Source organism: Actinophytocola sp., assembly GCF_009379765.1.
Lineage (GTDB): Bacteria > Actinomycetota > Actinomycetes > Mycobacteriales > Pseudonocardiaceae > Actinophytocola.
Genome location: NZ_WHTD01000018.1, coordinates 1 through 26,803, shown reverse-complemented (window position 1 = coordinate 26,803; position 26,803 = coordinate 1). Strand labels below are relative to the sequence as shown.

Sequence of the window (26,803 nt, the reverse complement as noted above, 5' to 3'; positions counted from 1 at the left end):
CGACGCGCTCGGGACGCTCAACGTCTCGAACGACGCGTTCGAGGCGTCTACTGAGCACACACAGCAAGAGGAGGAGCGGATGGGACAGGGCTACGTCGTCGACGAGGCCGGGCTCGCGGCGCGGGTGGGGGAGCTGAACGCGGTCGCGAGTGAGGTGGAGAGCGTGCTCGGCACGCTGGGCGCCCAGGGCTGCGACCTCGGGCCGGGCGAGATCAGCGCCGCGGTCGCCGAGGTGATGGACGAGTGGTCGTCGAACCTGGGCGACATGCGCGACAAGATCGGCAAGACCGCCGAGAACGTCCGCAACGCGCTGTCGAACTACCAGACGCTCGAGGACGTCAACGAGACCCGGATGCGTGACCTCGCCAACCGCCAGGTCGTCGACGACCAGCTGAATGTGCTGCGCGGCGCGGCCGTCGTCACGCTGGCCGAGCAGCAGCGGGGGACGAAGTGACCAGGAGCTTCCCCGCGCTCGGCTTCGACCCGACCCCGGGCGAGCCGGAGTCCGTGCAGGCGGTCCTGCTGTCCATGTCACGCGCCATGCGCACCATCGCGGCCACCCTCCCCCGGCTGGAGGAGGCCTGCTCGATCACCGACGACGCCGACTGGGGCGGCAGCGCCGCGGAGGAGTTCAGCGACCACGGCGACGACCTCCCGCAGGGCCTCGGCAAGGGCGCCGAGGCGATGGGCACGGCCGCCGAGGCGCTCGCCGAGTGGGGCGCCCTGATGAAGGCAAACCAGGACAAGGCCGAGGACCTCGAGGACAAGGCCAAGAAGCTCAAGAAGCAGATCGCCGAGGCCGACGACGCGGTCACGAGCGCCGCGTCGGCAGTCCCGCGCGACCCGGGCAACCCGCACTACGGCGCGCGCTACGACGCCTACCTCGGCGCGGTCGACGCGGCCGCCGACCTCGACGCCAAGCTCGAGCAGGTCGTCGACGACGCGCACCGGCTCGAGGCCAAGCACCTTCGCGAGGCCGACGCCGCCGCCGACGGCATCCGCAGTGGTCCCGACGACGCGTTCGAGCCGGAGAACGACGCCTGGTACGTCCAGACCCTCGACGGCGTCTCCAAGGTCTCCGGCATCGTCTCGGCCGCCACCGCCGCGGCGGCCGCCGGGCTCGCGCTCACCGGCGTCGGCGCGCCCGCGGCGGCCGTGCTGGGCACGGTCTCCGCCGGGACCGCGGGGGTGAGCGCGCTCGCCGGCATCGGCCAGCGGGTCGCCGGGTCGCGCAACGCGCCGAGCAACCTCTCGCTCGCGCTCACCGTGGTCCCCGGCCGGACCGTCACCTCCGCCGCGGTCGGCGGGGTCAAGGGCCTCGCCAGGCCGGTGCTCGGCGCGAGCCGGCTCGGCAGCGGCGCCAAGGGGGCGGCGCGCGGCGCGGCCGACGGGTTCACCACCAGCGGCCTGCCCAAGCTCGTCAAGGACGTGGCCGAGACCGGGAGGTACGCGCGGCAAACCGGCTCGCTGCGCGAAGGCCTGAAGCTGAAGGTCGCCACCGACGGCGTGGGCCAGGTGCTCAAGGGTGACGCGAAGCTCGCCGGTGAGGCGTTCAGCAGCTCCGTCGACGCCACCGCGCGGACCATCGACGCGAGCGGCGGCCACCTCTCCGCGGCCGACAAGCGGGAGCTCGAGGCACTGAAGCTGCTGGCCAACCCGCGCGGCGACGCGGCGCAGAACGCGGTCGTCAACACCGTCCGGGACGAGCTCAACGAGCGAGACAAGAAGTAGGGCCCGATGCGCCTCGCCATCCCCGACACCGTCCACCGGATCCCGCTCGACCAGCCGGAACGCGCGATCCGCGAGTTCGCCGCGCTCATGGGCGCGCTACGTGACCTGCCTGCCTCGGCCGCCGACCTGGAGCCGATCGCGACCGAGGCGGTCGAGACCGCCCGCCGCGAGGGCGCGTTCCTGATGGCCGTGGTCACCCCGCCGGACGCCGCGCCCGCGGTGCTCACCGGCGTGGTGCTCGAGGTGCCGCAGGCTTGGGACCCGGACACCGCCGAGTCGCTGCGGGACGCCATGGAGGACGTCGGCGGCCCGGACGTGCGGGAGACCGTCGCCCTGGAGACGGGCCTCGGGCCGGCGGTCGTCGCGCAGCGGATACCCGGCGTGGAGCAGGCCAGGGAGCGGCGGGCGCTGACGCTGCAGCTGCAGGCGTTCGTCCCCGAGCCGGGGTCGGGCCGGATGCTGCTGCTCACCCTGGCCTGCCCGTCGACCCATGGCTGGCCGGCGCACCAGGAGCTGTTCGCCCGGCTGGTCACCTCGGCACGGCCGGACGACGCGCACGAGCACGGGTCCACACCGGAACCCGTGCGGCGGCGGCCCGCACCGGCCGTCGACAGGACCGGTGACCAGGCTGGTGACGAGTCCTTCGAGGAGCACACTTACCGGGTCTGAACCGATAACGGGCAAGATGGATGGATGCCCTCCGTCCACGTGCACCCCGGTCACCCGTTCCCCCTCGGCGCCCACCCCGAGGCCGGCGGGGTGCGCTTCGCGGTGGCGTCGTCCATTGCGGACGCCGTCGACCTGTGCCTCATCGCCGAGGACGGCAGCGAGCACCGGATCGGGCTCACCGAGCGCACGTTCGGCATCTGGCACGGCCTCGTTCCCGGCGTCACCCCGGGTCAGCGCTACGGCTACCGGGTGCACGGGCCGTACGACCCGGCCCGCGGGCTGCGCTGCAACCCGGCCAAGCTCCTCGTCGACCCGCACGCGCGGCGGATCACCGGGACGGTCACCGACCTCGAGGCAACCCTCGGCTACCGCGCCGACCCGATGACCGGCCGGGCGTCCCACACGGACTCGCTCGGGCACGTGCCGCTGTCGGTCGTCACCTCGCTCGGCGGGCCGGACACCGGTGCCAAGCCGGAGACACCGTTCGAGGAGACGGTGATCTACGAGCTGCACGTCCGCGGGTTCACCCGGCGCCACCCGGACGTGCCGGCCCACCAGCGCGGCACCTACCTCGGGCTCACCCATCCGTCCGTCGTGGACCACCTGCTGCGGCTCGGGGTCACCGCGGTCGAGCTGATGCCGGTCCACTCGTTCGTCGACGAGCCGCCGCTGCTGCGCACCGGGCGGCACAACTACTGGGGCTACGCCACGCTCGGCTTCCTCGCCCCGCACAAGGGCTACGCGAGCGAGCCCGGCCGGGAGACCGCGGAGTTCCGCACGATGGTGGCCGCGCTGCACGCCGCCGGCATCGAGGTGATCCTCGACGTGGTGTTCAACCACACCGGCGAGGGCGGCGTGGCCGGGCCGACGCTGTCCATGCGCGGCCTCGACGCACCCGCCTACTACGTGCTCGACCGCGACGGGTCCGATGTGGACATCACGGGGTGCGGCAACACGCTCGACCCGGCCTCCCCCACCGTGGTCCGGCTGGTCACCGACTCGATGCGGTACTTCGCCGGCGAGCTCGGCGTCGACGGGTTCCGGCTGGACCTGGCGAGCGCGCTGGGCCGCCCGCACGGCGGTCCGTTCGACCCGAACTCGCCGCTGCTCACCGCGATCACCACGGACCCGGTGCTGTCCCGGTGCAAGCTGATCGCCGAGCCGTGGGACGCCACCGGGGACGGCTACCGGGTCGGCGGCTTCGCTCCACAGTGGACGGAGTGGAACGGCCGGTTCCGGGACGGCGTGCGGGACTTCTGGCGCGGCCGGGTCGGGGTGCGCGACCTCGCCTACCGGCTGTCCGGTTCCGAGGACCTGTACGCGTTCAACACCCGCAGGCCGTGGGCGTCGCTCAACTTCGTCACCGCGCACGACGGCTTCACGCTGCGCGACCTGGTGTCCTACGACGACAAGCACAACGAGGCCAACGGCGAGGGCAACCGGGACGGCACCGACGACAACCGCTCGTGGAACTGCGGCGTCGAGGGCGCGACGGCCGACGAGGCGGTGCTCGCGCTCCGCGACCGGCAGGCGCGCAACCTGCTGGCCACGCTGCTGCTGTCCACCGGAACGCCGATGCTGTGCGCGGGCGACGAGCTGTGGCGCACGCAGGGTGGCAACAACAACCCGTACTGCCTGGACGACGAGACGTCCTGGTTGGACTGGACACCCACGTCGCGGGCCGAGGACATGCTCGCGTTCGCCCGCAAGGTCATCGCGCTGCGGGCCGGGTCGCCCGCGTTGCGCCAGCCCGAGTTCTTCGACGGCCGGCCGTCGACCACGGGCCGGCCGGACCTGGTGTGGCTCGCCCCGGACGGCGACCGGATGACCGGCGCGGACTGGTTCGACGAGGAGCGGCGCACGATCGGCATGTGGCTCGACGGCTCGACGTCGCTGTCCCGCGACCGCGAGGGCGAGCTGGTGCCGGACGACTCGTGGCTGCTGCTGATGCACGCCGGCCCGTCCCCCGTCGACGTGACGCTGCCGGGCGGCGAGTTCGGCGAGAAGTTCGTGCCGGTGCTGGACACGGGCGTCCGGCGGGGCACCCCGGCCGTGGAGGCGGCCCTTCCCCCGAGGACGACCCTGACGATGCCGCCGCGGAGCCTGCTGCTGTTCCGGACACCCCGGGCCGCGTAGCGGGGTCGGCTCGATCCCGGCTCGGGCGGTACCACGACGTGGGACGAGTAGCCCACGTTGTGGCAACGTGTCAGCATGCTCGGCATGTTCCGGTCGCTGCACAGCTGGCGCGATCGCACGGTGGACCTGCTGCTGGTCGCGTCGTGCGAGTGTACCGCGGCGCGCTGACCCCGCTGACCCCGCCGCACCTATCATCTCTCCGGAGCATTCCCGTGTCCACAGTGACCGCCGAGCTGCACCCTGCCGTCTCCCCGTCCCTCTCCGCACTTCTCCGCCCGTACAGTCCACAGTGGACCCCGGACGAGCTGCGCGACCTGGTCACCCGGGTCGGCGCGTCCTTCTCCGGCCCGCTGCTCGACCTCGTCCGGTTCGCGAGCCCCCAGCGCTGGTGGGCGCGGCTGGCGCTGACCGAGGAGGTGGAGCTGTGGTTGCTGTCGTGGCTGCCCGGCCGGCGCACCGAGCCGCACGACCACGGCGGCGCGTCCGGCGCGTTCACGATGGTGCTGGGCTCGCTGTCGGAGACCTACCGCTACCCCGCGCGGGCCGGTCGGGCACCGCACGCACGACACCGGCTCGGCGATCGGCTTCGGCGCGGGCCGCGCGCACCAGGTGTGGAACACCGGGCCGGCGAAGGCGGCCGGCGTGCACGCGTACTCCCCGCCGCTGGTGCAGACCCGGGAGTACGCGAGCTTGCAGGACATTCCCGACCACATCCCGCCACTGCCGCCCGCGCGGTCGCTGGCCGCACTGCGCTTGGCGCCGGTCGAACCGTGAGCCGCATCGATCACGTCCTGACCGAGGCGCGTGCTTCGCTGTCGCGTGTCTTGCCGTCCGAAGCGGCCGCGCTGCAGGCCGACGGCGCGCTGGTGGTCGACCTCCGACCGGTCCACAACCGGGCGGCCGAGGGCGAGATCCCGGGCTCGGTGCCGATCGAGCGCATCGTCCTCGAATGGCGCCTCGACCCGCACGGCGACCACCGCATCGACGGCGTCACCGAGGACACCGTGGTCGTCGTCGTGTGCAACGAGGGCTACTCGTCGAGCCTCGCGGCGCGGGACCTGCGCGCGCTGGGCCTGCACCGGGCCACCGACCTGGTCGGCGGCTTCCGCGCATGGCACGCGGCGGGCCTCCCGGTCCGCGAGGGCCCGACCAAGGCCGTCACCTGACCACGCGGTAGCGCAGGTGCGTCACCGCCGGGGAGCTGATCACCTCGGCGGGCGCCAGGTGCACGTCGAGGCCGGCGAAGAGGCTCGCGCCGCCGCCGAGGGTGACCGGGACGAGGTTGATGAACACCTCGTCGACGAGCCCGGCCCGCAGCGCCTGCCTGGCGAGGTCGGCGCCCATCAGGACGACCGTGCGGTCGCCGGCGGCCGCGCGGGCCTGGTCGATCGCCGACGGCACGCCGTCGACGAAGGTGAACGTGCCGCTCTCCTGCGCCAGCTCGGGCCGCTGCTCGTGGGTGACGACGAACGACGGCGCCGGGTAGGGCACGTCGCCCCAGTGCCGCAGGCCGACGTCGAAGGTGCGCCGGCCGATCACGACCGCGCCGGTGGCCGCTCGGGTTCTGGCCATCAGCTCGACGTCCGTGGGTGATGGGTCGGCGAACATCCACTCGTGCAGGCGCTCGCCGCCCTCCCCCATCGGCTCGTCGGCCGCGACGTTCGGCCCGGCGACGTAGCCGTCGAGCGACATGCTGACCAACAACAGGACGGTGCTCATGGGGTGCCTCCTCGGTCGGGGTGGTCGACGGTCGGACCACCCGCGACGCCGAATCTCATCGCGAGCGCCTCGATGAGGTCGCGGCGGCCCTCGGTTGGGGTGGGGTGCCACGGGCAGGCGATGGACAGCGCGGCCACCCGGCCGGTGGCGACGATGCGCCGGACCGCCGTCACGACCGTGGCGGTCGAGGGGCCGTCGGGGGCCGGGAACAGCAGGCCGGGCAGCTCGGCGCTGTCGATCACGTCCACGTCGACGTGGAGGACCAGGGGTCCGTCCGGCGGCTCGACGTCGGTCACCGGGCAGTGGCGGAGGTCGCTGGCGGCGAGATAGTCGGCCTCCGCCGGGTCGAGGTCGCGGGCGTCGACCAGGACGGCGCGGCGCTCGGGGATCGGGCGGAGGCCCAGGGGCTCGGCCACGCGGTCGGCGTGCGCGCCCAGCACCAGGCGCAGCGCGAGCCCGCCGAGGTAGCCGGACGTGCTGGACTCCAGCGTGTGCACGTCGCCGTGCGCGTCGAACCACACGATCGCCGGGTCGGCGCCCGCCCGCTGCACCCCGGCGACCACGCCGAGCGCCACGAGGCAGTCCCCCGACACGACGACCGGCGCGGGATCGGCGGCGACGGTGGCGGCGACCGCGTCCCACAACGCGACCAGCCGCGGCCACCGGTCACCCGCCGGCAGGTCCGTGGCGACCGTGACGCCCGCGGGCACCGGCAGCGTCCCCTCGGGCAACGCCGTGTCCTGGTGGAACGGCACCACGATCATGTCGGCCTCCTCGCCACGAACAGGACGGCGCCGCCGTCCCCCTCCGGTACGAACTCCTCGTGCTCGACCTCCACGCCGGCGCCCGCGAGCCAGGCCCGGTTGGTGGCGGCGTCGGCGTGGCTCCACCACATCGGCACACCGCCACCGAGCCAGTCGTCCTCGGTGCCCGTCCACGCCGTGTGCCCCATCGTCGCGGCGAACAGGCCGCCGGGGCGCAGCCAGGTCGCGACCCGGCCCAGCAGTGCGGGCTGCTCGTCGAGCGGCACGTGGATGATCGAGTAGAACGCCACCACCGCGTCCACCGATCCGTGCTCGAACGACACGGCCGTGAGGTCCTCCCGCACGAAGGTGGCGGCCGGCACCAGCGCGCGGGCCCGCCGGACCTGCTCGGCGCTGAAGTCCACCCCGGTGACCCGGTGCCCGGCCGCGGTAAGCGCGCGGGCCACGGGCACCCCGCTGCCGCAGCCGAGGTCGACCACGGTCGCCGCGGGAGGAAGGGCCGAGGTCAGCGAAGCGAGCCACGGAGCGTACTTCCGGTCGGCACCGTACGTGTCGTCGTATCGCCGGGACAGCGCGTCGTAACCCTTGCGGACCAGCGCTTTCCGATCGTCCACCCCGGAACGGTAGCGGACCGCCCCGACATTGCCCTTTCGGCTGTCCCCGCAGGCGGGGGAACCGCCACCGCGCGGCGTAACGTCTGCTTCTCGTGAGGATCATTCGCTTGCTCGCCGCACCCGGCGCGATCGCGACGATCGTGGCCGTCGTCGCGATCGTCGTCGTCGAGTGGTCGGGCGGGGTGGCCGAAGGGCTCGCCGGCGCGGTCGTCGGGCTGCTCGTGGTCCTCGCCGCCAGCCAGGTCGGCCTGCTCCTCAGCGTGCCGCTGGTCGGGATGCGGGTGCAGCGGGTCGTCATCGGCATGGGCCCCCGGCTCGCGGACTGGAGCCGCCCCAACCGCGCGGTCGCCGTCCGCGCGATCCCGGTCGTCCTGGCCGTCGGCGTGCGGGCCACCACGGCACCGGTGCGCAAGCGGATGTGGTGGTCGGCGCTGTGCTCGGCACTAGCGGAAGTCGCCGTCCTCGTGCCGGCCGCGGCCAACGTCGACGGCGGGGCGTTCGCGCACGGGTTCGCCGTCGCGTGCGTCGCCGAGTTCGTCTACGGAATGCTGCCGCGCCGCTCGGCCGTCGGCACCTCGACCGGCTGGCTGCTGTTCCGGCTGCCCTTCGTGAGCAACGAGCACGCCCGGCAGCTCGAGGCCGCGCCGCTGGTCGGCGAGACCATCGACGCGGCCCGTGGCGGCGACCTGGCCGCGGCGGAGCGGCTCGCCATGGCGCTGCGTGAGGCCTATCCCGACCTGCGCGCCGCGCTCAGCGCGCGGATGTCCGTGCTGGAGGCCCAGGGCCGCTACGTCGAGGCGATGATCCTCGCGGTGAAGCTCGCCTCCGACGCCGAGCAGGAACCCGACGAGGCGGCCGGCTCGTTCGCCGCCCTCGCGAGCCTCGCGTGCTTCAGCGTCGAGGCCGGGCACCTCGACGCCGAGCTCGGCCTGTCCACGGCCAACCAGTCGCTGGAGAACGCGACCACCCTCGGCTACCCGAGCTACAAGCTCAACGGCGTGCGGGCGCTGGTGGCGCTGCTGCGCGGCAACCTCGACGTGGCCATCACGCTCGCCACCAGGGCCGCCGACGCCGGCGACAGCCTCCTCGGCCGCGCCGACGACCTCGCCACGCTCGCCCGCGCCCACATGGCCTCCGGCGACAACCAGACCGCGCGGCAGGTCATCACCGAGGCTGAGAAGCTCGCCTCCTGGTGGCCCCGGGTCGCGAGCACCCGCAGCCGCCTGGAGGTCTGCTGAAGCTCGCGAGTCCCCCGAAGGCGTCGCAGCCTGCGTGACGATCCTGCCGTAGCCGCGGCCCGCAGCAGCTGAGGGGACGACTCGTTTCCAATCCAGTGCCACGTGCAGGGTATCGCTGCGCGCAGGCTCTTGATAGAGACCGACTATTCATCAGGCATGCTTCCTATACCGGGCGGAGGATCGCAGTGCGTGCCGCGGAGGCGAGGATGCTCTGGGTTCGGACGTGCAGCCCGAGGCGGTTCCAGTGGAAGATCACGAGGTAGCTGATGATCTCGCGGAGTCCTCGTCGCAACGTGCCCTCGCGTGCGGCGATGCCGAGGGCTCGGCCGGTTCGGCGGAACGCCTCGGCCCAACTGGCGGCGGGGGCGAGCGGGCCGTTCTCGCCGAGCAGCGGGCCGTCGGGTGCGGTGCTGGTGAGCAGCAGGGGTTTGACATCGTCAGCCATCGCAGCGATCTTGCCGGTCGGGATGTCGCCGGGGAGTGGGCGTTCTTGAGTGAGGCGGTGCCAGACGTCGCCTTGCTCGTACCACTCCAGGTTGGCGGCGCGCATGAGCGTGCTGCACAGCAGCAGGGACAGCTCCCGGCGGCCGAGCGTGGTTTCGTCGCTGCGGAGCATGGTGACGATGGCGCGGCTGTCCGCGCATAACAGGTCGTGGGCGATGTCCATGCCGGGGTTGCCGCCGAACGCGGCGGTTTCCGGTTCATAGATGCCGGGCCACCACCCGGCGATCTGGCCTCCCGCGGTGAGCTGGTCGAGAGCGGCAGAGAGATCCGCTGTCATTGCGTGTCCAGCCGGGCCGGGTCGGAGCCGTAGCCGCCAGCAGGGGTGTTTCCGCATGAACCACCAGGCGGTGATCAAGCCGTCGGCTTCGGCTTGCAGTAGCAGTGGCGCAAGGTGGTCGGCGACAGCTAGCTCGACCAGGTCCCAGTCGGTGAAGCGGATGTAGACCTGCCACCAACCTGGGTCGGTGTGGCGCTCGAGTGCGCGCTGGCCGGCCTGCCGGTAGACCTCGATGGCGTCGGCCAGTGCCGCAGCTTGCATGCCTACTTTCGATGCGGCGTCGGCCAGCGGCGTGCCGGTCAAGACCTTCGCGATGGCGGTTTCGATGATCTCGACGGTGGTCATGTGATCAGCAGGCATGCGTCCCATCCTGAGATCGGCGCGGTGTTGCGCGCGGCGGTGTGTGCGGCGAGAGCGAGCCCGGCGACGCCGGTGAGGAGTCCGGGGTCATCCCGGTTGCCAGCGTCGGCGTGGTGTGTGAGCGATGCGACCAGTCGCGGCAGGTGGCGGCTGATCTCGGGTGTTAGCGCGTCCTGGGCGGCTCGCCAGGCGGTCTGGTACAGCCCGGCCCAGCGTGGCACAGGCCGTGGTCGGTGATGCCGGAGAGCTGGCCGGCGTCGAACAGGCACGCCGCGATGGCGTGCTCGGCCATGCGTTGCCGCGCCGCGTCGCCGGTGGCGATGGCGGCGATCTGCTGGGCGCGGGCAATGCCGGGAGTTCCGTAGCACCAGCTCGGCCGGAACGGGCCGCGTTGCCGTGACCGGCCAGTGCGCTGTTCGCCTCGGGTGATCCACTCCGGCCACCAGGAGCCGGGTTCCTCGTCGTGCCGCCAGGCGTCCAGGTGCGTGCTGATGGTCGCGATGGCATCGCGATGTCCGTCGACGGTGACGCCATGCCGCAGCGCGGTGCCGAGGAGCGCCAGCACGCCGGAGATTCCGTGTGCGACGCCGTGATTGGCGTGTCCGCCGGGTGTGGGCAGGGTGCTGTCTGGGTCGCGGGAGACCCACCAGCCGGGGAGGCCATCGGCGCGCGGTGTGGTCAGGCGCACCAGATAGTCGAGGATGCGTCCGAGCGCGTCGGTTCCAGGCGCATGCCGGAGCAGGAGCTGCCCGATCCCGGCCAGACCGGAGAACAGGTCGTACTCGACGAATGTCGTTGCCTCGCCGCACTGAGCACGCGCCACGGCGGCGTCGACCCGTCGATGTGCCAAAGCGGCGACGCCGGAGTCCACGGTGGACAGCGCCCTGTCGTAGCGGCGGACGTGGTCGGCTTCGGCGGCGTGCAGGATGAAGGAGAGCGCCGGTGCGCCAAGGTAGAGACTGGTGTCGTCGGCCGCACTGATCCCACGAGCGGTCGCTGTGCTCACCCAGGCGTGCGCGGTGCTCCACGATCCCACTCCTGCGAGAGCGCGTTCGATGTGCAGCAGGGCGACGCCGGCCGCGCCCTGAGCGAGAGACTGCTCTCGTCCTGTCTTGTCGTCGGTGTCGTGCGTGGGAGTGGCCAGCTTCGCGGCGAGCGTCTCGGCGAGCTGGGCGGCATCGTCCGTGGCGGTCACGACGTGCCTTGGCGGCTGAGGGCAAGCCGGCGCTGAGCGACAGCGCGGGCGAGGCGGTTGGTGACCTTCTCCACGCCCGGATCGACGCCGACAGCCCGGAGGTGGTGCTCGTGCAGCAGGGTCCGCAGCACCAGCTGGCCGTCACCGTCCTGGAGGAACCGGTCTCGGTACGCGGCGAGCGCGGCCCGGCGCTGGTCCCACACGCGCGTCACGGTTTGACCATCCGGAAGACGCTGAGGTCGCGCCCAGCCATCGGCATCGACCAGCCCCAGCGCCGTCTCGCTGAGTCCGCGGTCCAGCTTGCCGTGCTCTTGCGGGAGGAGATCGAGCATGCGGCGTAGCCCGACTTCGGGGATCGGGGCCAGTGAGGCGGCCAGGTCCGCCAGGGACGCCGCGGCGATGGCCTGGTTGGGCGTCCCGGTGCGGGTGGCCCACCAGAGCTGGGTGATGGCCGCTGCCGAGTCCGTCGCCAACACGTCTTCCACGGCGTCCTCCGCCTCCGCACCGTGGCCGAATGCGCCGCGCGGCGGCTGGTACGCGCCGAGGTTGAGGTCCGCGAGCAGGCCCGACGCGCGGAGAGGTGCCGCCCAGTCCGCGATCTGGGCGGCGGCGGTCCCGTAGTCCCCCGCTGCGCGAAGTCGCAAGCACAGCACCAGGTGCTGGTCCCTGTCCGGGCGGGCAGGGTCGTGGTGGCGCCAGAACCACCACCGGATCACGGGGTTGTCGGTGTCCGCGAAGAGTTGGGGCAGGTGATTGCTGAGGATGTCGTCGAAGCGCAGCGGGTGACCGTGAAGGTGAGCGCGCAACACTGATGAACGCCCTGGGAGCAGGGCGTCGGATCGGGTCACCGTGCGCAGCGGCGCTGTCCTTGGGCGTGGTGGCGTATCAGGGCTCGGGACGGCGGTGAGCGGGACGACCAGTTCGCAGGCCCGGCCGGCCCACGCGCGGCTGTCGTGGGCGCCGGCTTCGCGGAGTTCGACCATTCCGGTGCGGTTGCGCTCCAGCCGGGTGCGCAACAGGGTCCGGTCTCGGCGGTCGTCCAGGTCGAGCGGTAGGCGAAGGTCGCTCTCGCACAGCACGACGGTCGAGGGAACGCGCCACCGGTCGCGCCACGTGCTCAATGCGTCGTCCCACGCCGTGGTGCCAGTGCGTGCCGGAGGGAGGTCGGTGGGCTTCAACAGCCACCGGGCCGCAGACAGGACGACGCGGCCGTAGCGGATGCGGGGGTGGAACGGCAGGTCGTGGGCAGCTCCGAACCCGATCGGGCCGAAGGCGCCGCACCGCGCGGACGCCACCTCGGCGAGAAACCGCGCCAGGGGCGGGGTTTGCGTGCTGGTTTCCAGCGCGTGCGGGATGTGCGGCTGGATGCGTTCCCCGGTCGAGATCCGCACCAGCGACATCTGCGTGGTGTCGGCGGTGACCGCGAGGTCACCCATCCGGATCACGGTCTCGTCATCGCCGCGGTGCTCGGCCAAGGAAATCACGTGCGACAGCAGACGAGGCGTGCGGGTGATGTTCTCATTGTGCTCGCGGCGGGGCAGAAACGACAGCTGCGCCGCGATGGTGTGCTCGCGCGTCGGCATGTACGTGGTTGCCAGGCGTTGCCGGTCCTCGTCGGGTAGAAGGTGGGCGAACCGTCCGGCCACGCTGTTGGCGTGCATGGGCGCCCCGGTGATCCAGAGTTGGAACTGGCCGCGCTCCAGCGCGTCGAGACAGACGGCGTGGAGCTGGAAGGCCAGTTCCACCCGCGCAGGCGTCACCATCTTGGCGTGGTCGCCGACCCTCAGGTCGCCGATGACCTGCTCGGTCAGCGTGATCTCAGTGCGGCCCTCGGCGGTGGCTTCCTGGATCAGCGTCAGCAGGGTGACATCGCGTTCTGTCAACAGGTGCGCGGCGCGGGGCCGGGGCGCGCCGAGGAACCCGGCCGGATACCCCAGGCCGGAGTCGGCGACCACGTCGCGCACGGCGACGACCGCTCCGACGCCGTAGCGGTCGAGGAACTCAGCGTGGAAGTCCTTCCAAACCGGGTCGCCGAATGGAAACGGCGTGAGCCGCAGCAGCACTGTTGCGGCAGCCTCCGCCTCGTTCAAGACCGCCTCGGGAACCGTGAGCTTGCCGGCGAGCACCACGTCCACGGCCAGCACTCGTCCCGGAACATCGCGCACCGCACGCATGCGTTCCGCAACGCTCTCCAAGGCCAAGGAGTAGTCCGGCGGGAGCGCCCAGGACCTGAGCGAGGACAGCTCCTCACGGATCGCGCCGAGCTGTGTGACCAACTCCGCGAGGTCCGGCAGATCCTCGGCGCCCACGGCTTCCAGCTCGGCAACCAGGTGCGCCAGCGGATCGACGGTCGTCATCGGCGCGCGCAGGCTGGTGATCAAAGCACGACTGGCGACCAACTCGGCGAGTAGACGTTGAATCTTGTCCGCTCCTGCGGCGGGGAACTGCTCCCCGACGCGTTGGGTCAGCTCAGCGACAAGGACCGGTGCGGCCGCGCCGGCTAACGCGGCCGCCACCGCCTTGGTGCGGCGGACGGAGGAGTCCAACGCCGCACCGCGACGCGGTTGGCTTTCGTCGGGCCGGGCGGGAACAACGAACCGGTCGCCGCGCGTGAATCCGGCGTCGTTGACCACCACAGGCAGGCGTGGCAGCAGGTCGGGGCGCTGCTCCAGGCCGTCGATGATCTCGCCCAACCACCGCGCGCCCGCCCGCGCCGCCACCTGATGTTCCTCGCCGAGCCGCGCAGTCGCCGGAGTGTCCGCTGACGCGGCGGCCACCCCGGCGAACAGGCCGAACGGGGTGGCGCGCCGCTGCCAGCGTCGGAGATAGGACGAGGTCGTGATGAGCACGCGTCGAAACTGACGGGCATCGACGCGGTCGCCACCAACGATGGCATCGACCTGTTGCGACAGCGCCGGGCTGGCAACCCGCAATGCGGTCCGGACCTCGGCACGTCGCCACAGGTGTGCCAACCACACACGGCCCGCACCGAGGGCGTCCTCGGTGTCGAGGTCGACTGACTCGGGCAGGTCCAGCCCGCCCGGATCGGTGCTGGCTCGCGCCATCACCACACCTGCGTGCCGGAACAGCATCCGCCTCGCGCCCACCGCCCGCCTCCCGTCCTACCTCCCCAACCGCCGCTCGACGTCCGAGCGGTTGAGTGACGTTGCTGGTACAGGCACTGCCGCAGGTCGAGCCACCGCAGTTGTCGTCGGTGTTGCACGACATCTTGGCGAGCGGAAGGCTGTCCTCGATCACCCGCAGATCGAGCGAGAACTCGTCGACCTCCTCAGCGGGTGGTGTGAGGGCCAGGGTCATGCTGAATCACTCTCCTTGTGTTTCTTCCTGGTTGCCCTGGCCGGTCGTGGCGCTGGTCGCCGCTGGCCAGGAGATCGTGACGCGGTGGTGCCGCTTGTTGATGACCAAGCCCTCTGGCAGCCGTTCGTCAGGCGTGTTGAGAGGCCAGACGCCGAAGTTCGGGCCGGGGCCGTGGCGTTGCTCGCGGTCCCAGATACGGACCTGCTCGGCCATCGCCTCGGCGAGGTCCGTGGCGTGCGGACCGAACGCGTGGGCGCCGAACTCGGAGACACCCGGTTCCACCCGGCGCGTGGTCAGGTAGGCCACCGAGTCGCCGACGACCGCCGCTGAGTCGAACCACAAGTTGTCGTCGTCGACCAGAACGGAGCGTTGATCGGCGTCGGCCCGGAGCTTGCCGAAGCCGGGGAACGCCGTGGCCAGCCAGAGTTGCAGCGTCTCGAACGACTCCGTGCCGCCGATCGTCACGCCGGTCCACGCCTCGGCCCGTGTTGTATCGAGGACACGGTCCATGTCCGGTACCCGCTCGCCGGGCCAGCCGTCGTCGAACCGGAGCGCCACTCTGGTGCCGCGCAACGGCACCAACCGCTCGCGATTGGCCCCCGCGCCCTGCATGGCGACGAACCCGCAGATCATGGCCGACCGACTCACCAAGTGGTCACCCTCGCGCTCAAGCTCCAGCGAGCGCGTCAGTCCGCGCATCCGCAGCGGGACCACCAGACGTCCGCCCGGCGCGAGCTGGTTCACCCATGCCGGAGGGATGTCCCAGGCACCGACCGTGACGATGATCCGGTCGTACGGAGCGTGCTCCGCGACACCGTTCTCGGCGTCGGCGAGAACGACGTTCACCCGCGCATAGCCGGCCGCGTCGAGCAGACGCCTCGCCCGCTCGATCACGTCCGAGTCGATGTCCACGGTGGTGACCTGCCCCTCGGGACCGGTCAGCCAGCTCATCATCGCGGCGTTCACGCCACCGGACCCGATCTCCATCGCGGTCATTCCAGGACGGATGTCGGCCTGCTCCAGCATGGAGCCCTGCAACTGCGGCGAGGAGACCGTGCTGATCGGAACCCCCCGGTCGTCCCGCTTCACGTGCACCGCGTCGCGGGGGTCGTAGGCGTCCTCCAGCGGCGCCCCCGGCGTGAACAGGTGCCGAGGCACCGCCCGAAACACCTCGGCGACCCGATCGCTCTGAACCGCTCCCATCTCACGCAGCGCGCCGATCATCGCTTCCCGCAACTCGTCGGCCCGCGAACCATCAACCATCGTCATACTTCGAACAGTAGCCACACGACTACACCTTTCTGTGGAGACGTCACGGACCCAGTCTCGGCGCGCCCGCGAGCGGCCACCCCGATGACCGGACCGGCCAGCAAGCCGACCGGTGGACATGGCGGTCGGGGTCGCCAAGTCCACCGGAACCAGGCCGCTGCTCATGGGCTCATCACGCGTGCTCGGCCGGTCAGTCGGGCGCACTGATGATCTCTGTGCTCGCGTCCGTCGGATCGTGGTTCGGCGACGGGGCCGCCAAGATGTCGCTGGCGAGGCGGACGAACCGCCGCAACGCCCGGCGGCGTTGGAACACGAATGTTGTCGTGTCATGCGGCCATCCCAGGTTGAACACGAACGCCCGATCCCGGGTGACCGATGCCTCCATCCGACAATCCGGGATCTCCACCATGACCGATGCTTCCGGTCGCCGACGCTTCATGCCACGTGTGCCTTGGCTTCGGGGCACTTCGGGTCAGCATCGGCCTGCTCCCGCGCGCGCAACTCATCCACCTCCGCGATGGCACGAGCGCCGAGTTCGAGGAACTGCCGCAATGCCTCCACCTCGAAACTCACGTCGAACTCGCCGATCGGATCACCACCGGCCCAGAACTCCACGATGTCCTTGTCGTGCACCCGGAACCGCATCGGACAGCCCGCATCGACCCCCACCGACACAAGCGTCACAAACACCTCAGACATGATCTAAATCAATCTCCCTCATCAACATCGAAGCCCGCCAATACATGTGGGCCAGGTTGCTACTTTCCTAATTCTCGAATGGACCTTCGATCTAAGTGCGCAATGCGCCGACTCGGCGCCGAATCACTAACGACGAGTTCCTGTCCCGGAAGTAGTGAACGGAGCGGAGAAGGTCATGGACCTAGTGTCGTGAGTTCGAGGTTGTTTGACGTTTGCCGGGGATCCAGATCGTTCCTGGCGAGGCGGAGGGAATCCCTCATACCGGGTCGTATTCGGGGTTCCCACAACGCGGCCAGGGGCGATCTGGGCCCGGCAAACGCAAACGTTCCTCGGACTCACGACACTAGCCATCACGCAGACCTCCGGGCCGACGACGTTGGGACCCGGACCGGCGCGGGAGCGCATGGGAGGACCTGCGGAGGTCGCGGCTCAGAACCGCACCGGTCCGGTTGCCTAGCGGCGAGACGTATCGAGTCGCACGGCCGCGTGTGGTGTGCGGGGTAGCCGCATGTCCCACATGGGACGCCGTGGGCTTCGAAGTAGTTGCCAGTCACGCACCTACCGTCGCGATGATCTTCGGCGACTTCTACACCAGCGGATAGACCTACTCGGCCTAGACCTGCTCGGGCTGGTGATCGACGCTGGAGGCGGGTACCGCGGGGCCCACATGGGATCGGAGACCTCAATCACCATGGCGTCGCCTCGGGCGTTACCGTGAGGAGCTAACCGGTAACGGCATGGAAAGGGGACGATGACCAGCGACGCAGGGCACCGCTGCCGCTCATGCGGGTGCATGTTGCGCCGAGGGCACCTCGGCGTCCTGTGTGATCCCTGCGCACGTGCCGCCCGTTCCTACGGCCAGTGCCCGGTCCCAGACGGCTTCTACGACACGCCGGCCATGCGTAACGCCCTGGCCAGTTACGACTTCGGCACCGTGTTCCGGGCGGTTCGACTCCAGGCCAAGCTCTCGCAGGAGGAACTCGGGTTCCTGATCGGGCTGCACCAGCCTCGCGTCTCCGCCGTCGAACGCGGCGAACATCAACTCCGCGACATCGCGGTCGTCGCCCGCATCGCTGCGGCGCTGGGCATTCCGGTGGCGCTGCTGGGCTTCCACTCCTCACCCGCCGGTAGCGTGAACGGCGAGGAGGTGAGTTGGGTGGATCGCAGGGACTTCTTTGGCGCCGTCGCCGCCATCACCTTGGATGCCGGCGTCCATCCCGAGCTGGAACGGCTGGAGACACTGCTGCCGGTCCGCAGCGACCCACCGCCACCCCGCCGCATCGGCGCCGCCGATGTGGAGGCCATCCAGGAGACCACGGCGGCGTTCCGCCTGTCCGACTACCGGCACGGGGGCGGACTGTCCCGGGCGGCAGCAGTCGCGCAACTCGGCTACGTGCTCAAACTCCAGGATGCTCGGTGCTCCGACCAGGTGCGCGCTCAACTCCTGCTCGCCACCGCCGACCTGGCCATGGCCGCCGCGTGGATGACCTACGACGTGGAGCAGAACGAAGCCGCACGCCGGCTGTGGATGATCGCGCTGGACACCGCTCGTCGCGCCGATCACCCGCGCAGTGCCGACCTGACCGTGATCCTGCTGCTCGACCTCGCGCATCAAGCGCTGCACCTGGGCCGACCGGACGAAGCACTGCGGCTGGTGCAGCTCGGCGCGGCGACCGCGACGACCCGCAACTACCCCGTCAGCGCCAGTACACGCAGCTACATCGCCGCGACCCTGGCCTGGTGTCACGCATCGCTCGGCGACGCCGAACCCTGCCAGCGCGCGCTCGGCGACGCCCAGCAGTTCTACGCCGACGCCGATCCCGCAACTGCGCCGCCGTGGGCGGCTCACGTGATCCCTGCGGAGATCGCCGCGCAGCATGGACACTCGTTCTACCTGCTCGCCAAAGCGGCACCGAGCTATGCACCGATAGCCGTCGAGCACCTGCGTGTCGCGGTTGAGAGCTTCGGGTCGGCCTACGCGCGTTCGCGGGCCGTCAATCTACCTGGCCTGGCGGGAAGCTACTTCTACGTCGGGGAGGTGGACTCCGCGGTGGCCGCCGGCCATGAGGCCGTGACCGAGATCAGCACCTTGTCCTCGAAGCGGGCCTACGCCCGGCTCCAGGTGCTGGCGGACGCGGCGGCGCCATTCGGTCACGACTCCGGTGTCGCCGAGCTGCGCCAGTGCATTCGCGAAGCGCTGGCCACGGCCGCCTGACACCCGCGACGATCAGCTCATGCCGGAAGGTCTTCCTGGGCTGGATGCGCTCGCGCAGGTGTGCCGCGCGTTCGGCCTGAACGACCGCGATGCGCGTCTGCTGCACCATCGATCCAACGCGGTCTACCTGCTTCCCCACGAGCAGATCGTCGCCCGCTTGGCCCCGGCCACGGCTCTTCGGCGGGAGCGCGCGGCCACCGTGATCGCCTTGACCCGCTGGATATCCACGCGGCCGAGTCCCATCGCCCTGCCCCCCATGCCAGGCAACCAGCCGGTCGTCGCCGACTCGGCGGTCGCCACGTTCTGGCCGTACCGGCCGACGACACCACCGCCCACCCTCGGCGACCTAGCGGGTCTGCTGCGACAGCTCCACGAGTTGCCAGCACCGCCCTTCTCCGTGCCCCGGTACCGCCCGTTACACCGGCTCGACGAAGCCCTGGAGATCGACCAGCGCCGGCACCAACCAGCGCTGACGGCCGAGGATCGGGCATGGCTCGGCGCCCGAGCCAGGACGTTGGTCGACGCCTTCGCCAAGACGACCTTCCCGTTGGCGATCGGGCTCGTGCACGCCGACGCGCACCGCGAGAACCTTGTCCGGCGCGGGGATGGCTGGGTGCTGATCGACTGGGACCAGGCATGTCTCGGGCCGCGCGAACTCGACCTCCTCGCCGGCCTGCCCGACCACTTCCACGAAGCCGAGGCGGACCGGACCGCCTTCCTCAGTGCGTACGGCTACGACTTGACACGATGGCGAAACTGGACGCTGCTCCGCGACATCGCAGAACTGCACTCGGTGGCGTCCTACATCCGCCTCGCGCCCGGCAAGCCCGCCGCAGCCGAGGAGCTTGCAAGACGGGTGACGTCGCTGCGCTCCGGCGATCGGTCCGTCAGATGGCGAGCAGTCTCATAACCGCAGCCAACTGCCGGTGCCCTCCGCAACATTCACCGTGGCATCACGAAGCAAACTGGGAATCCGTCGGTCGCGTCAAGGTCGAGCGGCGCGGTCTCCCGGTTGCGCGCCGGCATCGCGAGCGACGCGATCGTTATGCCGGCCATCAGCGCGTCCGCGCGTTCCTCCGGACTCGCCGGACTCCACCCGCTCCAACAACCGCTCCCACCCCGACCGACGCACCCCCGCTTCCACGCCGACAACCCGTCGGACAGCAGCTCACCCAGCGCGCCGCCCATCCGATCGATGACCGTCGCGTTATCCGCCCACTGGTCCTCGATCTTCTCCAACTCACGAGTGTTCGGGTTCCACGACAACCGCGCATACAAGTCGAACACCGGCACCTCACGCGCCACACCCGGCCGCCGCTGACCTGCACTACCCCCGCCTGACCTGCCCATACCCCGAAATTCGTCACCAATGAGGGTCCGCCTACCCGACCCGCGAGTCCCCGTTCCCGAGTGTTGGACTCGCGCGGGCGTTACCGGGGTCAGTTGGCCACTACTACGCGGCCCAGCTCGACCGGGCTCGCCAGGAGCTCGTGGCGGGGCAGGACCCTGGCCGTCGCGCCCAGGGCGCCGGTGTGCGGGAGCGGGATCTCCGCCTCGTAGGTCCCGTCGCCCACAGGCTCCATCGGCGCGGTGACCACGTCGTACAGCTCGTCGCTGTCCGCGACCCGGCCGACGACCACCTGGACCTGCACGTCCGACGGAGCGAGCCCGGCCAGGTCGACCGACGCCCGCACCCGCACCCGCTCACCCAGCACCGGCGTGCGCCGGCCGTCCGGGTCGATGCTCAGCTCGCAGTCGGTCACCCGCACGTAGCCCCACGCCCCGGCGAGCCGGTCGCGGTACTCGGCCAGCCCCCGCGCCGCGCGGAAGTCGTCGGCCCTGGCCAGCTCGACCGCGGTCGCCGCCGGCTTGTACTGGGACACGACGTACTCCCGCACCATCCGCGACGCCTGCACCTCGGGCCCGAGCGAGGCCAGCGTGTGCCGGACCATCGCGAGCCACTGCACCGGCACGCCGCCGGACCGCTCGTAGAACAGCGGCGCCACCTGCCCGGCGAGCAGCTCGTAGAGCGCGGCCGCCTCCAGGTCGTCGCGGCGCAGCGGGTCGTGCACGCCGTCGGCGGTGGGGATGGCCCAGCCGTTGCTGCCGTCGTACAGCTCGTCCCACCAACCGTCCCGGATGGACAGGTTGAGCCCGCCGTTGAGCGCGGACTTCATGCCGGACGTCCCGCACGCCTCCAGTGGCCTCGTCGGGTTGTTCAGCCACACGTCGCAGCCCCAGTACAGGTACCGGGCCATCGACATGTCGTAGTCGGGAAGGAACGCGATCCGGTGCCGCACCGACGGGTCGTCGGCGAACTTCACGACCTGCTGGATCAGCGCCTTGCCGCCGTCGTCGGCCGGGTGCGACTTGCCAGCCACCACCAGCTGCACCGGCCGGTCGGAGTGCAGCAGCAGCGCCCGCAGCCGGTCGTGGTCGCGCAGCATCAGGGTGAGCCGCTTGTACGTCGGCACCCGCCGGGCGAACCCGACGGTGAGCACGTCCGGGTCGAACACCGTGTCGGTCCAGGCGAGCTCAAGCGGCGACGCGCCGCGCTGCAGCCACGCCTCCCGGACCCGCCGCCGCACCTCGGTGACGAGCCTGCGGCGCAGCGCGCAGCGCAGGTCCCACAGCTCGGCGTCGGTCACGTGGTCCATCCGGACGTCGTCGGCGACCAGCCGCGCCATCTCGCGGGCGGTCCACGTCGGACCGTGCACGCCGTTGGTGACCGAGGTGATCGGCACCTCGTCGGTGTCGAACCCGGCCCACAACGCGCCGAACATGTCCCGGCTGACCTCGCCGTGCAGCTTCGACACACCGTTGGCGCGCTGCGCGAGCCGCAGACCCATGTGCGCCATGTTGAACATGCCGGCGTTCTCCTCGGCACCCAGTGCGAGGATCCGGCGGAGGTCCACGTCCGGCAGCAGCGAGCCGTCGCCGAAGTAGTGCTGCACCAGGTCGATCGGGAACCGGTCGATGCCGGCCGGCACCGGCGTGTGGGTGGTGAACACGGTCCCCGCGCGCACCGCGGACAGCGCCTCGTCGAACGACAGGTGCTGGCCCGACATCAGCTCACGGAGCCGCTCGAGCCCGAGGAAGCCGGCGTGGCCTTCGTTGGTGTGGAACACCTCCGGCTGCGGGTGCCCGGTGAGCTCGCAGTACGTCCGCACCGCCCGCACCCCGCCGACGCCGGCGAGGATCTCCTGCCGGATCCGGTGGTTCTGGTCGCCGCCGTAGAGCCGGTCGGTGACGCCCCGCAGGTCGTCGTCGTTGCCGTCCACGTCGGAGTCCAGCAGCAGCAGCGGCACCCGGCCGACCCGCGCCTTCCAGATCCGCGCCCGCAGCACCCGGCCGCCGGGCATCGCCACGTGCACCAGGATCGGCGCGCCGGATGGCTCGACCAGCGGCTCGAGCGGCAGCCCGCTCGGGTCGATCACCGGGTAGTGCTCGACCTGCCAGCCGTCCAGCGACAGCGACTGACGGAAGTACCCGGACCGGTAGAGCAGGCCGACGCCGATCAGCGGCACGCCGAGGTCGGAGGCCGCCTTGAGGTGGTCGCCGGCCAGCACGCCGAGCCCGCCCGAGTAGTTGGGCAGCGCCTCGGTGACGCCGAACTCCATCGAGAAGTAGGCGATCGACTCGGGCATCCGGTCGTACCGGCCGTTGCCCTCCGGCCCGTGCGCTGCCAGCTCGTCGCGACGCTGCTGGTACCAGCGGGCGCCGGTGAGGTAGAGGCGCAGATCCTCGGACAGCTCGGCGGTCCTGGCCAGGAACTCCTGGTCGGCGGCGAGCTGCTCCAACCGGCTGGCCGGAACCTCGGCGAGCAGCCGCAGCGGGTCGCCCAGCCGATCCCAGATCCCCTGGTCGATGGCCGCGAACAGCTCCTGGGTCGGCGGATGCCAGGTCCACCGGAGGTTCGTGGCGAGCGTGCCCAGCTCGGCCAAGGACTCCGGCAGCCCGGCGCGCACGGTAAAGCGGCGTACAGCTTTCACGTCGGTCGACCCTATCGGCAGTCGATCCGGAAATTCACGGCGGCGGGCGGTGTGCGCTCCGACCGGACCGGGCAGACTTCGGGTGGTGGGGGACGATCTTCGGTGGTGTGCGCCTGTGCAGGGAGGATGTGACCGGTGAGTGGTCGACTGGGCATCGACGACCTGTCCCCTGTGGTCAGCTGTGGCCGCTACCCGGCGAAGGCGGTGGTGGGCGAGCACATCCCGGTGCGGGCGACGGTCTGGCGCGAGGGGCACGACGCGGTGGGCGCGACCGTGGTATGGCGTGGGCCACACGACGAGGTCGAGCGGCAGACCCGCATGACCTGCGACGACCCGAACACCGACCACTGGGTCGCCTCGATCTCCCCCGACACGGCCGGCATGTGGACCTACCGCATCGACGCCTGGAGCGACCCCTGGGCGACATGGCGGCACGCGGTCGAGGTCAAGGTCGGTGCCGCCCAGGGCCCCGACGAGCTGGCCAACGACCTGGAGAACGGTGCCCTGCTGCTCGACCGGGCCGCCCGCCGGTTCCCGCACAACGGCGAGAAGCGGCTGCTCGTCGCGGCGGCCACCGCGCTGCGGGACACCACGCTGCCGCTGCCCGCCCGGATCGCCGAGGCGCTCGCCGAGCCGATCCAGAAGTACATGCTCGCCAACCCGATCCGCGACCTCGTCACCCGAGGGCGCAAGAACCAGCTGTGGGTCGACCGGTCGCGGGCGCTGTTCGGCTCCTGGTACGAGCTGTTCCCCCGCTCGACCGGTGGCGTCGACGAGTCGGGCAAGCCGGTGCACGGCACGTTCGCCACGGCCGCCAAGGAGCTGGACCGGGTCGCGGGCATGGGCTTCGACATCGTCTACCTACCGCCGGTCCACCCGATCGGGGCGGTGAACCGCAAGGGGCCCAACAACAGCGTGGTGTCGGTGCCGGAGGACGTCGGCTCGACGTGGGCCATCGGCTCGGCGGAAGGCGGCCACGACGCCATCCACCCCGCGCTCGGCACGTTCGAGGACTTCGACGCGTTCGTGGCTCGGGCGCACGAGCTGGGCATGGAGGTGGCGCTCGACCTCGCGCTGCAGTGCGCGCCGGACCACCCGTGGGTCACCGAGCACCCGGAGTGGTTCACGATCCGTCCGGACGGGACGGTCGCGTACGCGGAGAACCCGCCGAAGAGGTACCAGGACATCTACCCGCTCAACTTCGACACCGATCCCGAGGGCATCTACGCCGAGGTGCTGCGCGTGGTGCTGCACTGGGTGAGCCACGGGGTTCGGATCTTCCGGGTCGACAACCCGCACACCAAGCCGCCGAACTTCTGGCACTGGCTGATCCACCAGGTGAAGGCCGCCGAGCCGGACGTGCTGTTCCTGTCCGAGGCCTTCACCCGCCGGGCCAGGCTCTACGGGCTCGCGCGCCTGGGTTTCACCCAGTCGTACACGTACTTCACCTGGCGGACGCACAAGCACGAGCTGGTCGAGTTCGGCGAGGAGATCGTCGCGCACGCCGACGAGGCCCGGCCGAACCTGTTCGTGAACACCCCGGACATCCTGCACGCGTCGCTGCAGTACGGCGGACCGGCGATGTTCGCGCTGCGGGCCGCGCTGGCGGCGACCCTCTCGCCGACGTGGGGGGTGTACTCGGGCTACGAGCTCTACGAGCACGAGGCGGTGCGCGAGGGCAGCGAGGAGTACCTGAACTCGGAGAAGTACGAGCTGCGCCCGCGCGACTTCGCCGAGGCCGTGGCCGACGGGCGGTCGCTGGAGCCGTGGATCGCCCGGCTGAACGCGATCCGGTCCGCGCATCCCGCGCTGCACCAGCTGCGGACCCTGCGCTTCCACCCCGTCGAGAACGAGTCGATGCTGGCGTACTCGAAGACGGACCCGGGCGGCAAGGACACGGTGATCGTGGTCGTGAACCTGGACTCCTACCACGCGCAGGAGGGCACGGTCTGGCTGGACCTGCCGACCCTTGGCCTCGACTGGGGCGAGCGGTTCGCGGTGCGCGACGAGGTGAGCGGCCACACGTGGGACTGGGGCCAGGCCAACTACGTCCGCCTGGAGCCGACGCAGGCGGTGGCCCACATCCTGACCGTGATCCGCTGAGCCGGGCGGCCGGGCGGTCGGGCCCAACCGGTAATTGTCACCCCGAAACCCTTGTGTGACAAGGACTTACCAAGTCACGCAGAGCGACGTACGGTCCGATGCATGGCACGTCAGCAGCCGTGCCCCCTGCATCGAAAGGTTCCGCATGTCCAAGCCCCGAACAACGGGTGCCTTACTGGCGCTCGCCCTGTCCGCGTCCGCGTTCGCCGTCCTGCCGGCGGCGAGCGTGGCCGCCGCCCCCACCACATCCTCCGTCGAGTGCGCGGCCGATGAGGGCTCAGCCGCCCGGGTCCGGCCGGGCGCCCACGCGCACGAGCGCAACGAGGTGTCCCAGAAGGAGGTCGCCGCGGTCGACGCGCAGATGCGCTCGCGCCTGGCGAGCAAGAAGCCCGTCGCGGCGGCGGCGATGAACGTGTCGGTCGTCTTCCACGTCGTCTACGCCTCGGACGGCACGGGCAACGTGTCGGACTCGGCCATCAACGCCCAGATCGCCGAGATGAACCAGGACTTCGCCGGTCAGGAGGCCCCGGGCACCGCGGCGAACACCGAGATGCAGTTCACCCTCCAGGCCGTGCGGCGCTGGCAGAACGACGCCTGGTTCAACGACCCGGACAGCGCGAGCGGCGAGGCCGCGCTCAAGACCGCGACCCACGAGGGTGACTCGCGCACCCTCAACATCTGGTCGACCAACACCAGCTACCTCGGCTACGCCACCTTCCCCTGGTGGTACGCCGCCGACCCGGAGCTCGACGGCATCGTGATCCAGTGGGGCTCGCTGCCCGGCGGGCCGATCGACAACTACAACCTCGGCAAGACCGCCTCGCACGAGGCGGGCCACTGGGCCGGGCTGTACCACACCTTCCAGGGCGGCTGCAGCAAGGACAATGACCTGGTGGCGGACACCCCGGCCCAGCGGACGGCGACGAGCGGCTGCCCGGAGGGCAAGGACACCTGCAGGGGCACCACCGGTCTGGACCCGATCCACAACTACATGGACTACTCCTACGACCCCTGCTACAACCAGTTCACCCCGGGCCAGGCATCGCGCATCCTGAGCGCCTGGACGGCCTACCGAGCCTGAGCTCGCTCCACAAGCGACGGTGCCGCCGGGCCGGTGGTCCGGCGGCACCGTGCAAGATCTCGGCACAGCGGTGACCATGGAGAAGAGCGCCGGGGAGGACCTGGCACCATGATCGCAAACCACGTGACGACGACGCCGCGTGCCCGAGGAGTTAGGTGAGGGAACGGGGATGACCGAATCTCCCGAGACGACACGTCCGGACGCCGAACTCGGCCTGGACGGCGTGCCGCACACGGGTGAGTCGCTCACCTCCGACGGTCACCTCGTCGAGCCGCAGTCCGGCGAGTTCGGGCACGCGCGCTCGGCACCCAAGGCACCCGACTGGTACAAGACCGCGGTCTTCTACGAGGTGCTGGTCCGCGCGTTCAACGACTTCACCAACGACGGCACCGGCGACCTGCGCGGCCTCGCCGACAAGCTGGACTACCTCCAGTGGCTCGGCGTGGACTGCCTCTGGCTCCCGCCCTTCTACGCCTCCCCGCTGCGCGACGGCGGCTACGACATCTCCGACTTCCGCGCCGTGCTCCCCGAGTTCGGCACCGTCGAGGACCTCGTGCACCTCCTCGACCAGGCCCACCGCCGCGGGCTGCGGGTCATCACCGACCTGGTGCTCAACCACACCAGCGACGCCCACCCCTGGTTCCAGGAGTCCCGCCAGCACCCGGACGGCCCGTACGGCGACTACTACGTGTGGTCCGACACCGACGAGAACTACCCCGACGCGCGGATCATCTTCGTCGACACCGAGTCCTCGAACTGGACGTACGACCCGGTCCGCGGGCAGTTCTACTGGCACCGGTTCTTCTCCCACCAGCCCGACCTCAACTACGAGAGCGCCGAAGTCGCCGACGCGATGATCGACGTCCTGCGCTTCTGGCTCGACCTCGGTATCGACGGCTTCCGCCTCGACGCCGTGCCC

At 71.0% G+C, this 26,803-nt stretch carries 22 protein-coding genes and 2 pseudogenes; 12 read left to right on the top strand and 12 right to left on the bottom strand.

Annotated elements, in window-relative coordinates; translation table 11 throughout:
- Positions 1 to 79: 79 nt before the first annotated feature.
- The 6 genes and pseudogenes from GEV28_RS07915 (at position 80) to GEV28_RS07890 (ending at position 5,702) form a co-directional block, all read left to right on the top strand.
- The gene (locus tag GEV28_RS07915) at positions 80 to 454 is read left to right on the top strand and encodes a WXG100 family type VII secretion target (RefSeq protein WP_291410185.1); all 375 of its coding nucleotides are present in this window, start codon (positions 80 to 82) and stop codon (positions 452 to 454) included.
- Positions 451 to 1,731, top strand: coding sequence for a putative T7SS-secreted protein (locus tag GEV28_RS07910; RefSeq protein WP_291410183.1), 1,281 nt, complete (start codon positions 451 to 453; stop codon positions 1,729 to 1,731). The genes GEV28_RS07915 and GEV28_RS07910 overlap by 4 nt, the downstream gene beginning before the upstream one ends.
- A gap of 6 nt (positions 1,732 to 1,737) precedes the next feature.
- Positions 1,738 to 2,400, top strand: a complete 663-nt coding sequence (locus GEV28_RS07905) for a hypothetical protein (RefSeq protein WP_291410182.1) — start codon at positions 1,738 to 1,740, stop codon at positions 2,398 to 2,400.
- A 24-nt stretch (positions 2,401 to 2,424) separates the two neighbouring features.
- Positions 2,425 to 4,536 carry a glycogen debranching protein GlgX gene (gene glgX / locus GEV28_RS07900; RefSeq protein WP_291410180.1) on the top strand — a complete coding sequence of 704 codons (2,112 nt, stop codon included), beginning with the start codon at positions 2,425 to 2,427 and terminating at the stop codon, positions 4,534 to 4,536.
- A gap of 206 nt (positions 4,537 to 4,742) precedes the next feature.
- A pseudogene (locus GEV28_RS07895) lies at positions 4,743 to 5,310 on the top strand (cysteine dioxygenase family protein).
- Entirely contained in the window at positions 5,307 to 5,702 is a 396-nt protein-coding gene (locus GEV28_RS07890; RefSeq protein WP_291410178.1) for a rhodanese-like domain-containing protein, read from the top strand. Before GEV28_RS07895 ends, GEV28_RS07890 begins: the two are co-directional and overlap by 4 nt.
- Here the strand turns inward: GEV28_RS07890 and GEV28_RS07885 are convergent.
- Genes GEV28_RS07885 through GEV28_RS07875 form a run of 3 tightly spaced genes read right to left on the bottom strand, consistent with a single transcriptional unit; the run spans position 5,695 to position 7,633 of the window.
- Positions 5,695 to 6,255 carry a dihydrofolate reductase family protein gene (locus GEV28_RS07885; RefSeq protein WP_291410176.1) on the bottom strand — a complete coding sequence of 187 codons (561 nt, stop codon included), beginning with the start codon at positions 6,253 to 6,255 and terminating at the stop codon, positions 5,695 to 5,697. The genes GEV28_RS07890 and GEV28_RS07885 overlap by 8 nt on opposite strands.
- Positions 6,252 to 7,019: an arginase family protein gene (locus GEV28_RS07880; protein ID WP_291410174.1), complete on the bottom strand. Its 768-nt coding sequence runs from the start codon at positions 7,017 to 7,019 to the stop codon at positions 6,252 to 6,254. The genes GEV28_RS07885 and GEV28_RS07880 overlap by 4 nt, the downstream gene beginning before the upstream one ends.
- A complete protein-coding gene (locus tag GEV28_RS07875; protein WP_291410172.1) occupies positions 7,016 to 7,633 on the bottom strand; it encodes a class I SAM-dependent methyltransferase in 618 nt (205 codons plus the stop codon). Before GEV28_RS07875 ends, GEV28_RS07880 begins: the two co-directional genes overlap by 4 nt.
- Positions 7,634 to 7,725: 92 nt before the next feature.
- Here GEV28_RS07875 and GEV28_RS07870 point away from each other — a divergent pair, with 92 nt between their 5' ends.
- On the top strand, positions 7,726 to 8,871 hold the full coding sequence (locus GEV28_RS07870; RefSeq protein WP_291410170.1) for a hypothetical protein: 1,146 nt from the start codon (positions 7,726 to 7,728) through the stop codon (positions 8,869 to 8,871).
- A gap of 163 nt (positions 8,872 to 9,034) precedes the next feature.
- Here the strand turns inward: GEV28_RS07870 and GEV28_RS07865 are convergent, their stop codons facing one another.
- The 7 genes and pseudogenes from GEV28_RS07865 to GEV28_RS07835 all read right to left on the bottom strand — a co-directional run bounded on the left by GEV28_RS07865 (position 9,035) and on the right by GEV28_RS07835 (position 16,493).
- Positions 9,035 to 9,997, bottom strand: a complete 963-nt coding sequence (locus GEV28_RS07865) for a thiopeptide-type bacteriocin biosynthesis protein (protein ID WP_291410167.1) — start codon at positions 9,995 to 9,997, stop codon at positions 9,035 to 9,037.
- Positions 9,998 to 10,175: 178 nt separating this feature from the next.
- Entirely contained in the window at positions 10,176 to 11,207 is a 1,032-nt protein-coding gene (locus GEV28_RS07860; RefSeq protein ID WP_291410165.1) for a lanthionine synthetase C family protein, read from the bottom strand.
- A complete protein-coding gene (locus tag GEV28_RS07855) occupies positions 11,204 to 14,299 on the bottom strand; it encodes a lantibiotic dehydratase (RefSeq protein WP_291410163.1) in 3,096 nt (1,031 codons plus the stop codon). Before GEV28_RS07855 ends, GEV28_RS07860 begins: the two co-directional genes overlap by 4 nt.
- An 88-nt stretch (positions 14,300 to 14,387) precedes the next feature.
- Positions 14,388 to 14,525, bottom strand: a pseudogene (locus GEV28_RS07850) (FxLD family lanthipeptide); the annotation flags it as partial.
- A 6-nt stretch (positions 14,526 to 14,531) separates the two neighbouring features.
- On the bottom strand, positions 14,532 to 15,794 hold the full coding sequence (gene fxlM, locus GEV28_RS07845; protein WP_291410161.1) for a methyltransferase, FxLD system: 1,263 nt from the start codon (positions 15,792 to 15,794) through the stop codon (positions 14,532 to 14,534).
- A gap of 190 nt (positions 15,795 to 15,984) precedes the next feature.
- Positions 15,985 to 16,203 (bottom strand): hypothetical protein, encoded by a 219-nt coding sequence (locus GEV28_RS07840; protein WP_291410159.1) that lies wholly within the window; start codon positions 16,201 to 16,203, stop codon positions 15,985 to 15,987.
- Between the two features lie 26 nt (positions 16,204 to 16,229).
- Positions 16,230 to 16,493, bottom strand: a complete 264-nt coding sequence (locus GEV28_RS07835; RefSeq protein ID WP_291410157.1) for a hypothetical protein — start codon at positions 16,491 to 16,493, stop codon at positions 16,230 to 16,232.
- Between the two features lie 898 nt (positions 16,494 to 17,391).
- Between GEV28_RS07835 and GEV28_RS07830 the strand changes: the two genes are divergently transcribed.
- Both GEV28_RS07830 and GEV28_RS07825 read left to right on the top strand, forming a co-directional pair.
- Positions 17,392 to 18,708, top strand: a complete 1,317-nt coding sequence (locus tag GEV28_RS07830; RefSeq protein WP_291410156.1) for a helix-turn-helix domain-containing protein — start codon at positions 17,392 to 17,394, stop codon at positions 18,706 to 18,708.
- A 19-nt stretch (positions 18,709 to 18,727) separates the two neighbouring features.
- On the top strand, positions 18,728 to 19,618 hold the full coding sequence (locus GEV28_RS07825) for an aminoglycoside phosphotransferase family protein (RefSeq protein WP_291410154.1): 891 nt from the start codon (positions 18,728 to 18,730) through the stop codon (positions 19,616 to 19,618).
- Positions 19,619 to 19,650: 32 nt separating this feature from the next.
- Here GEV28_RS07825 and GEV28_RS07820 read toward each other — a convergent pair whose 3' ends face one another.
- Both GEV28_RS07820 and glgP read right to left on the bottom strand, forming a co-directional pair.
- The gene (locus tag GEV28_RS07820) at positions 19,651 to 19,995 is read right to left on the bottom strand and encodes a hypothetical protein (RefSeq protein ID WP_291410152.1); all 345 of its coding nucleotides are present in this window, start codon (positions 19,993 to 19,995) and stop codon (positions 19,651 to 19,653) included.
- A gap of 152 nt (positions 19,996 to 20,147) precedes the next feature.
- Positions 20,148 to 22,700, bottom strand: coding sequence for an alpha-glucan family phosphorylase (gene glgP / locus GEV28_RS07815; protein WP_291410150.1), 2,553 nt, complete (start codon positions 22,698 to 22,700; stop codon positions 20,148 to 20,150).
- Between the two features lie 135 nt (positions 22,701 to 22,835).
- Here glgP and GEV28_RS07810 point away from each other — a divergent pair, with 135 nt between their 5' ends.
- The 3 genes from GEV28_RS07810 to GEV28_RS07800 form a co-directional block, all read left to right on the top strand.
- Positions 22,836 to 24,803, top strand: a complete 1,968-nt coding sequence (locus GEV28_RS07810; RefSeq protein WP_291410148.1) for a maltotransferase domain-containing protein — start codon at positions 22,836 to 22,838, stop codon at positions 24,801 to 24,803.
- Positions 24,804 to 24,948: 145 nt separating this feature from the next.
- Positions 24,949 to 25,884, top strand: a complete 936-nt coding sequence (locus tag GEV28_RS07805; RefSeq protein WP_291410146.1) for a zinc metalloprotease — start codon at positions 24,949 to 24,951, stop codon at positions 25,882 to 25,884.
- Positions 25,885 to 26,053: 169 nt separating this feature from the next.
- A partial coding sequence (locus GEV28_RS07800) for an alpha-amylase family glycosyl hydrolase (RefSeq protein WP_291410143.1) occupies positions 26,054 to 26,803 on the top strand: 750 nt, incomplete at its 3' end.

Bases quoted from the DNA above. Each gene is read 5' to 3' on its own strand.
- GEV28_RS07915 (WP_291410185.1), top strand. From the start codon at position 80: ATGGGACAGGGCTACGTCGTCGACGAGGCCGGGCTCGCGGCGCGGGTG.
- GEV28_RS07905 (WP_291410182.1), top strand. From the start codon at position 1,738: ATGCGCCTCGCCATCCCCGACACCGTCCACCGGATCCCGCTCGACCAG.
- glgX (WP_291410180.1), top strand. From the start codon at position 2,425: ATGCCCTCCGTCCACGTGCACCCCGGTCACCCGTTCCCCCTCGGCGCC.
- GEV28_RS07885 (WP_291410176.1), bottom strand. From the start codon at position 6,255: ATGAGCACCGTCCTGTTGTTGGTCAGCATGTCGCTCGACGGCTACGTC.
- GEV28_RS07880 (WP_291410174.1), bottom strand. From the start codon at position 7,019: ATGATCGTGGTGCCGTTCCACCAGGACACGGCGTTGCCCGAGGGGACG.
- GEV28_RS07865 (WP_291410167.1), bottom strand. From the start codon at position 9,997: ATGACCACCGTCGAGATCATCGAAACCGCCATCGCGAAGGTCTTGACC.
- GEV28_RS07855 (WP_291410163.1), bottom strand. From the start codon at position 14,299: ATGCTGTTCCGGCACGCAGGTGTGGTGATGGCGCGAGCCAGCACCGAT.
- fxlM (WP_291410161.1), bottom strand. From the start codon at position 15,794: ATGACGATGGTTGATGGTTCGCGGGCCGACGAGTTGCGGGAAGCGATG.
- GEV28_RS07840 (WP_291410159.1), bottom strand. From the start codon at position 16,203: ATGGTGGAGATCCCGGATTGTCGGATGGAGGCATCGGTCACCCGGGAT.
- GEV28_RS07835 (WP_291410157.1), bottom strand. From the start codon at position 16,493: ATGTCTGAGGTGTTTGTGACGCTTGTGTCGGTGGGGGTCGATGCGGGC.
- GEV28_RS07830 (WP_291410156.1), top strand. From the start codon at position 17,392: ATGCGTAACGCCCTGGCCAGTTACGACTTCGGCACCGTGTTCCGGGCG.
- GEV28_RS07825 (WP_291410154.1), top strand. From the start codon at position 18,728: ATGCCGGAAGGTCTTCCTGGGCTGGATGCGCTCGCGCAGGTGTGCCGC.
- GEV28_RS07805 (WP_291410146.1), top strand. From the start codon at position 24,949: ATGTCCAAGCCCCGAACAACGGGTGCCTTACTGGCGCTCGCCCTGTCC.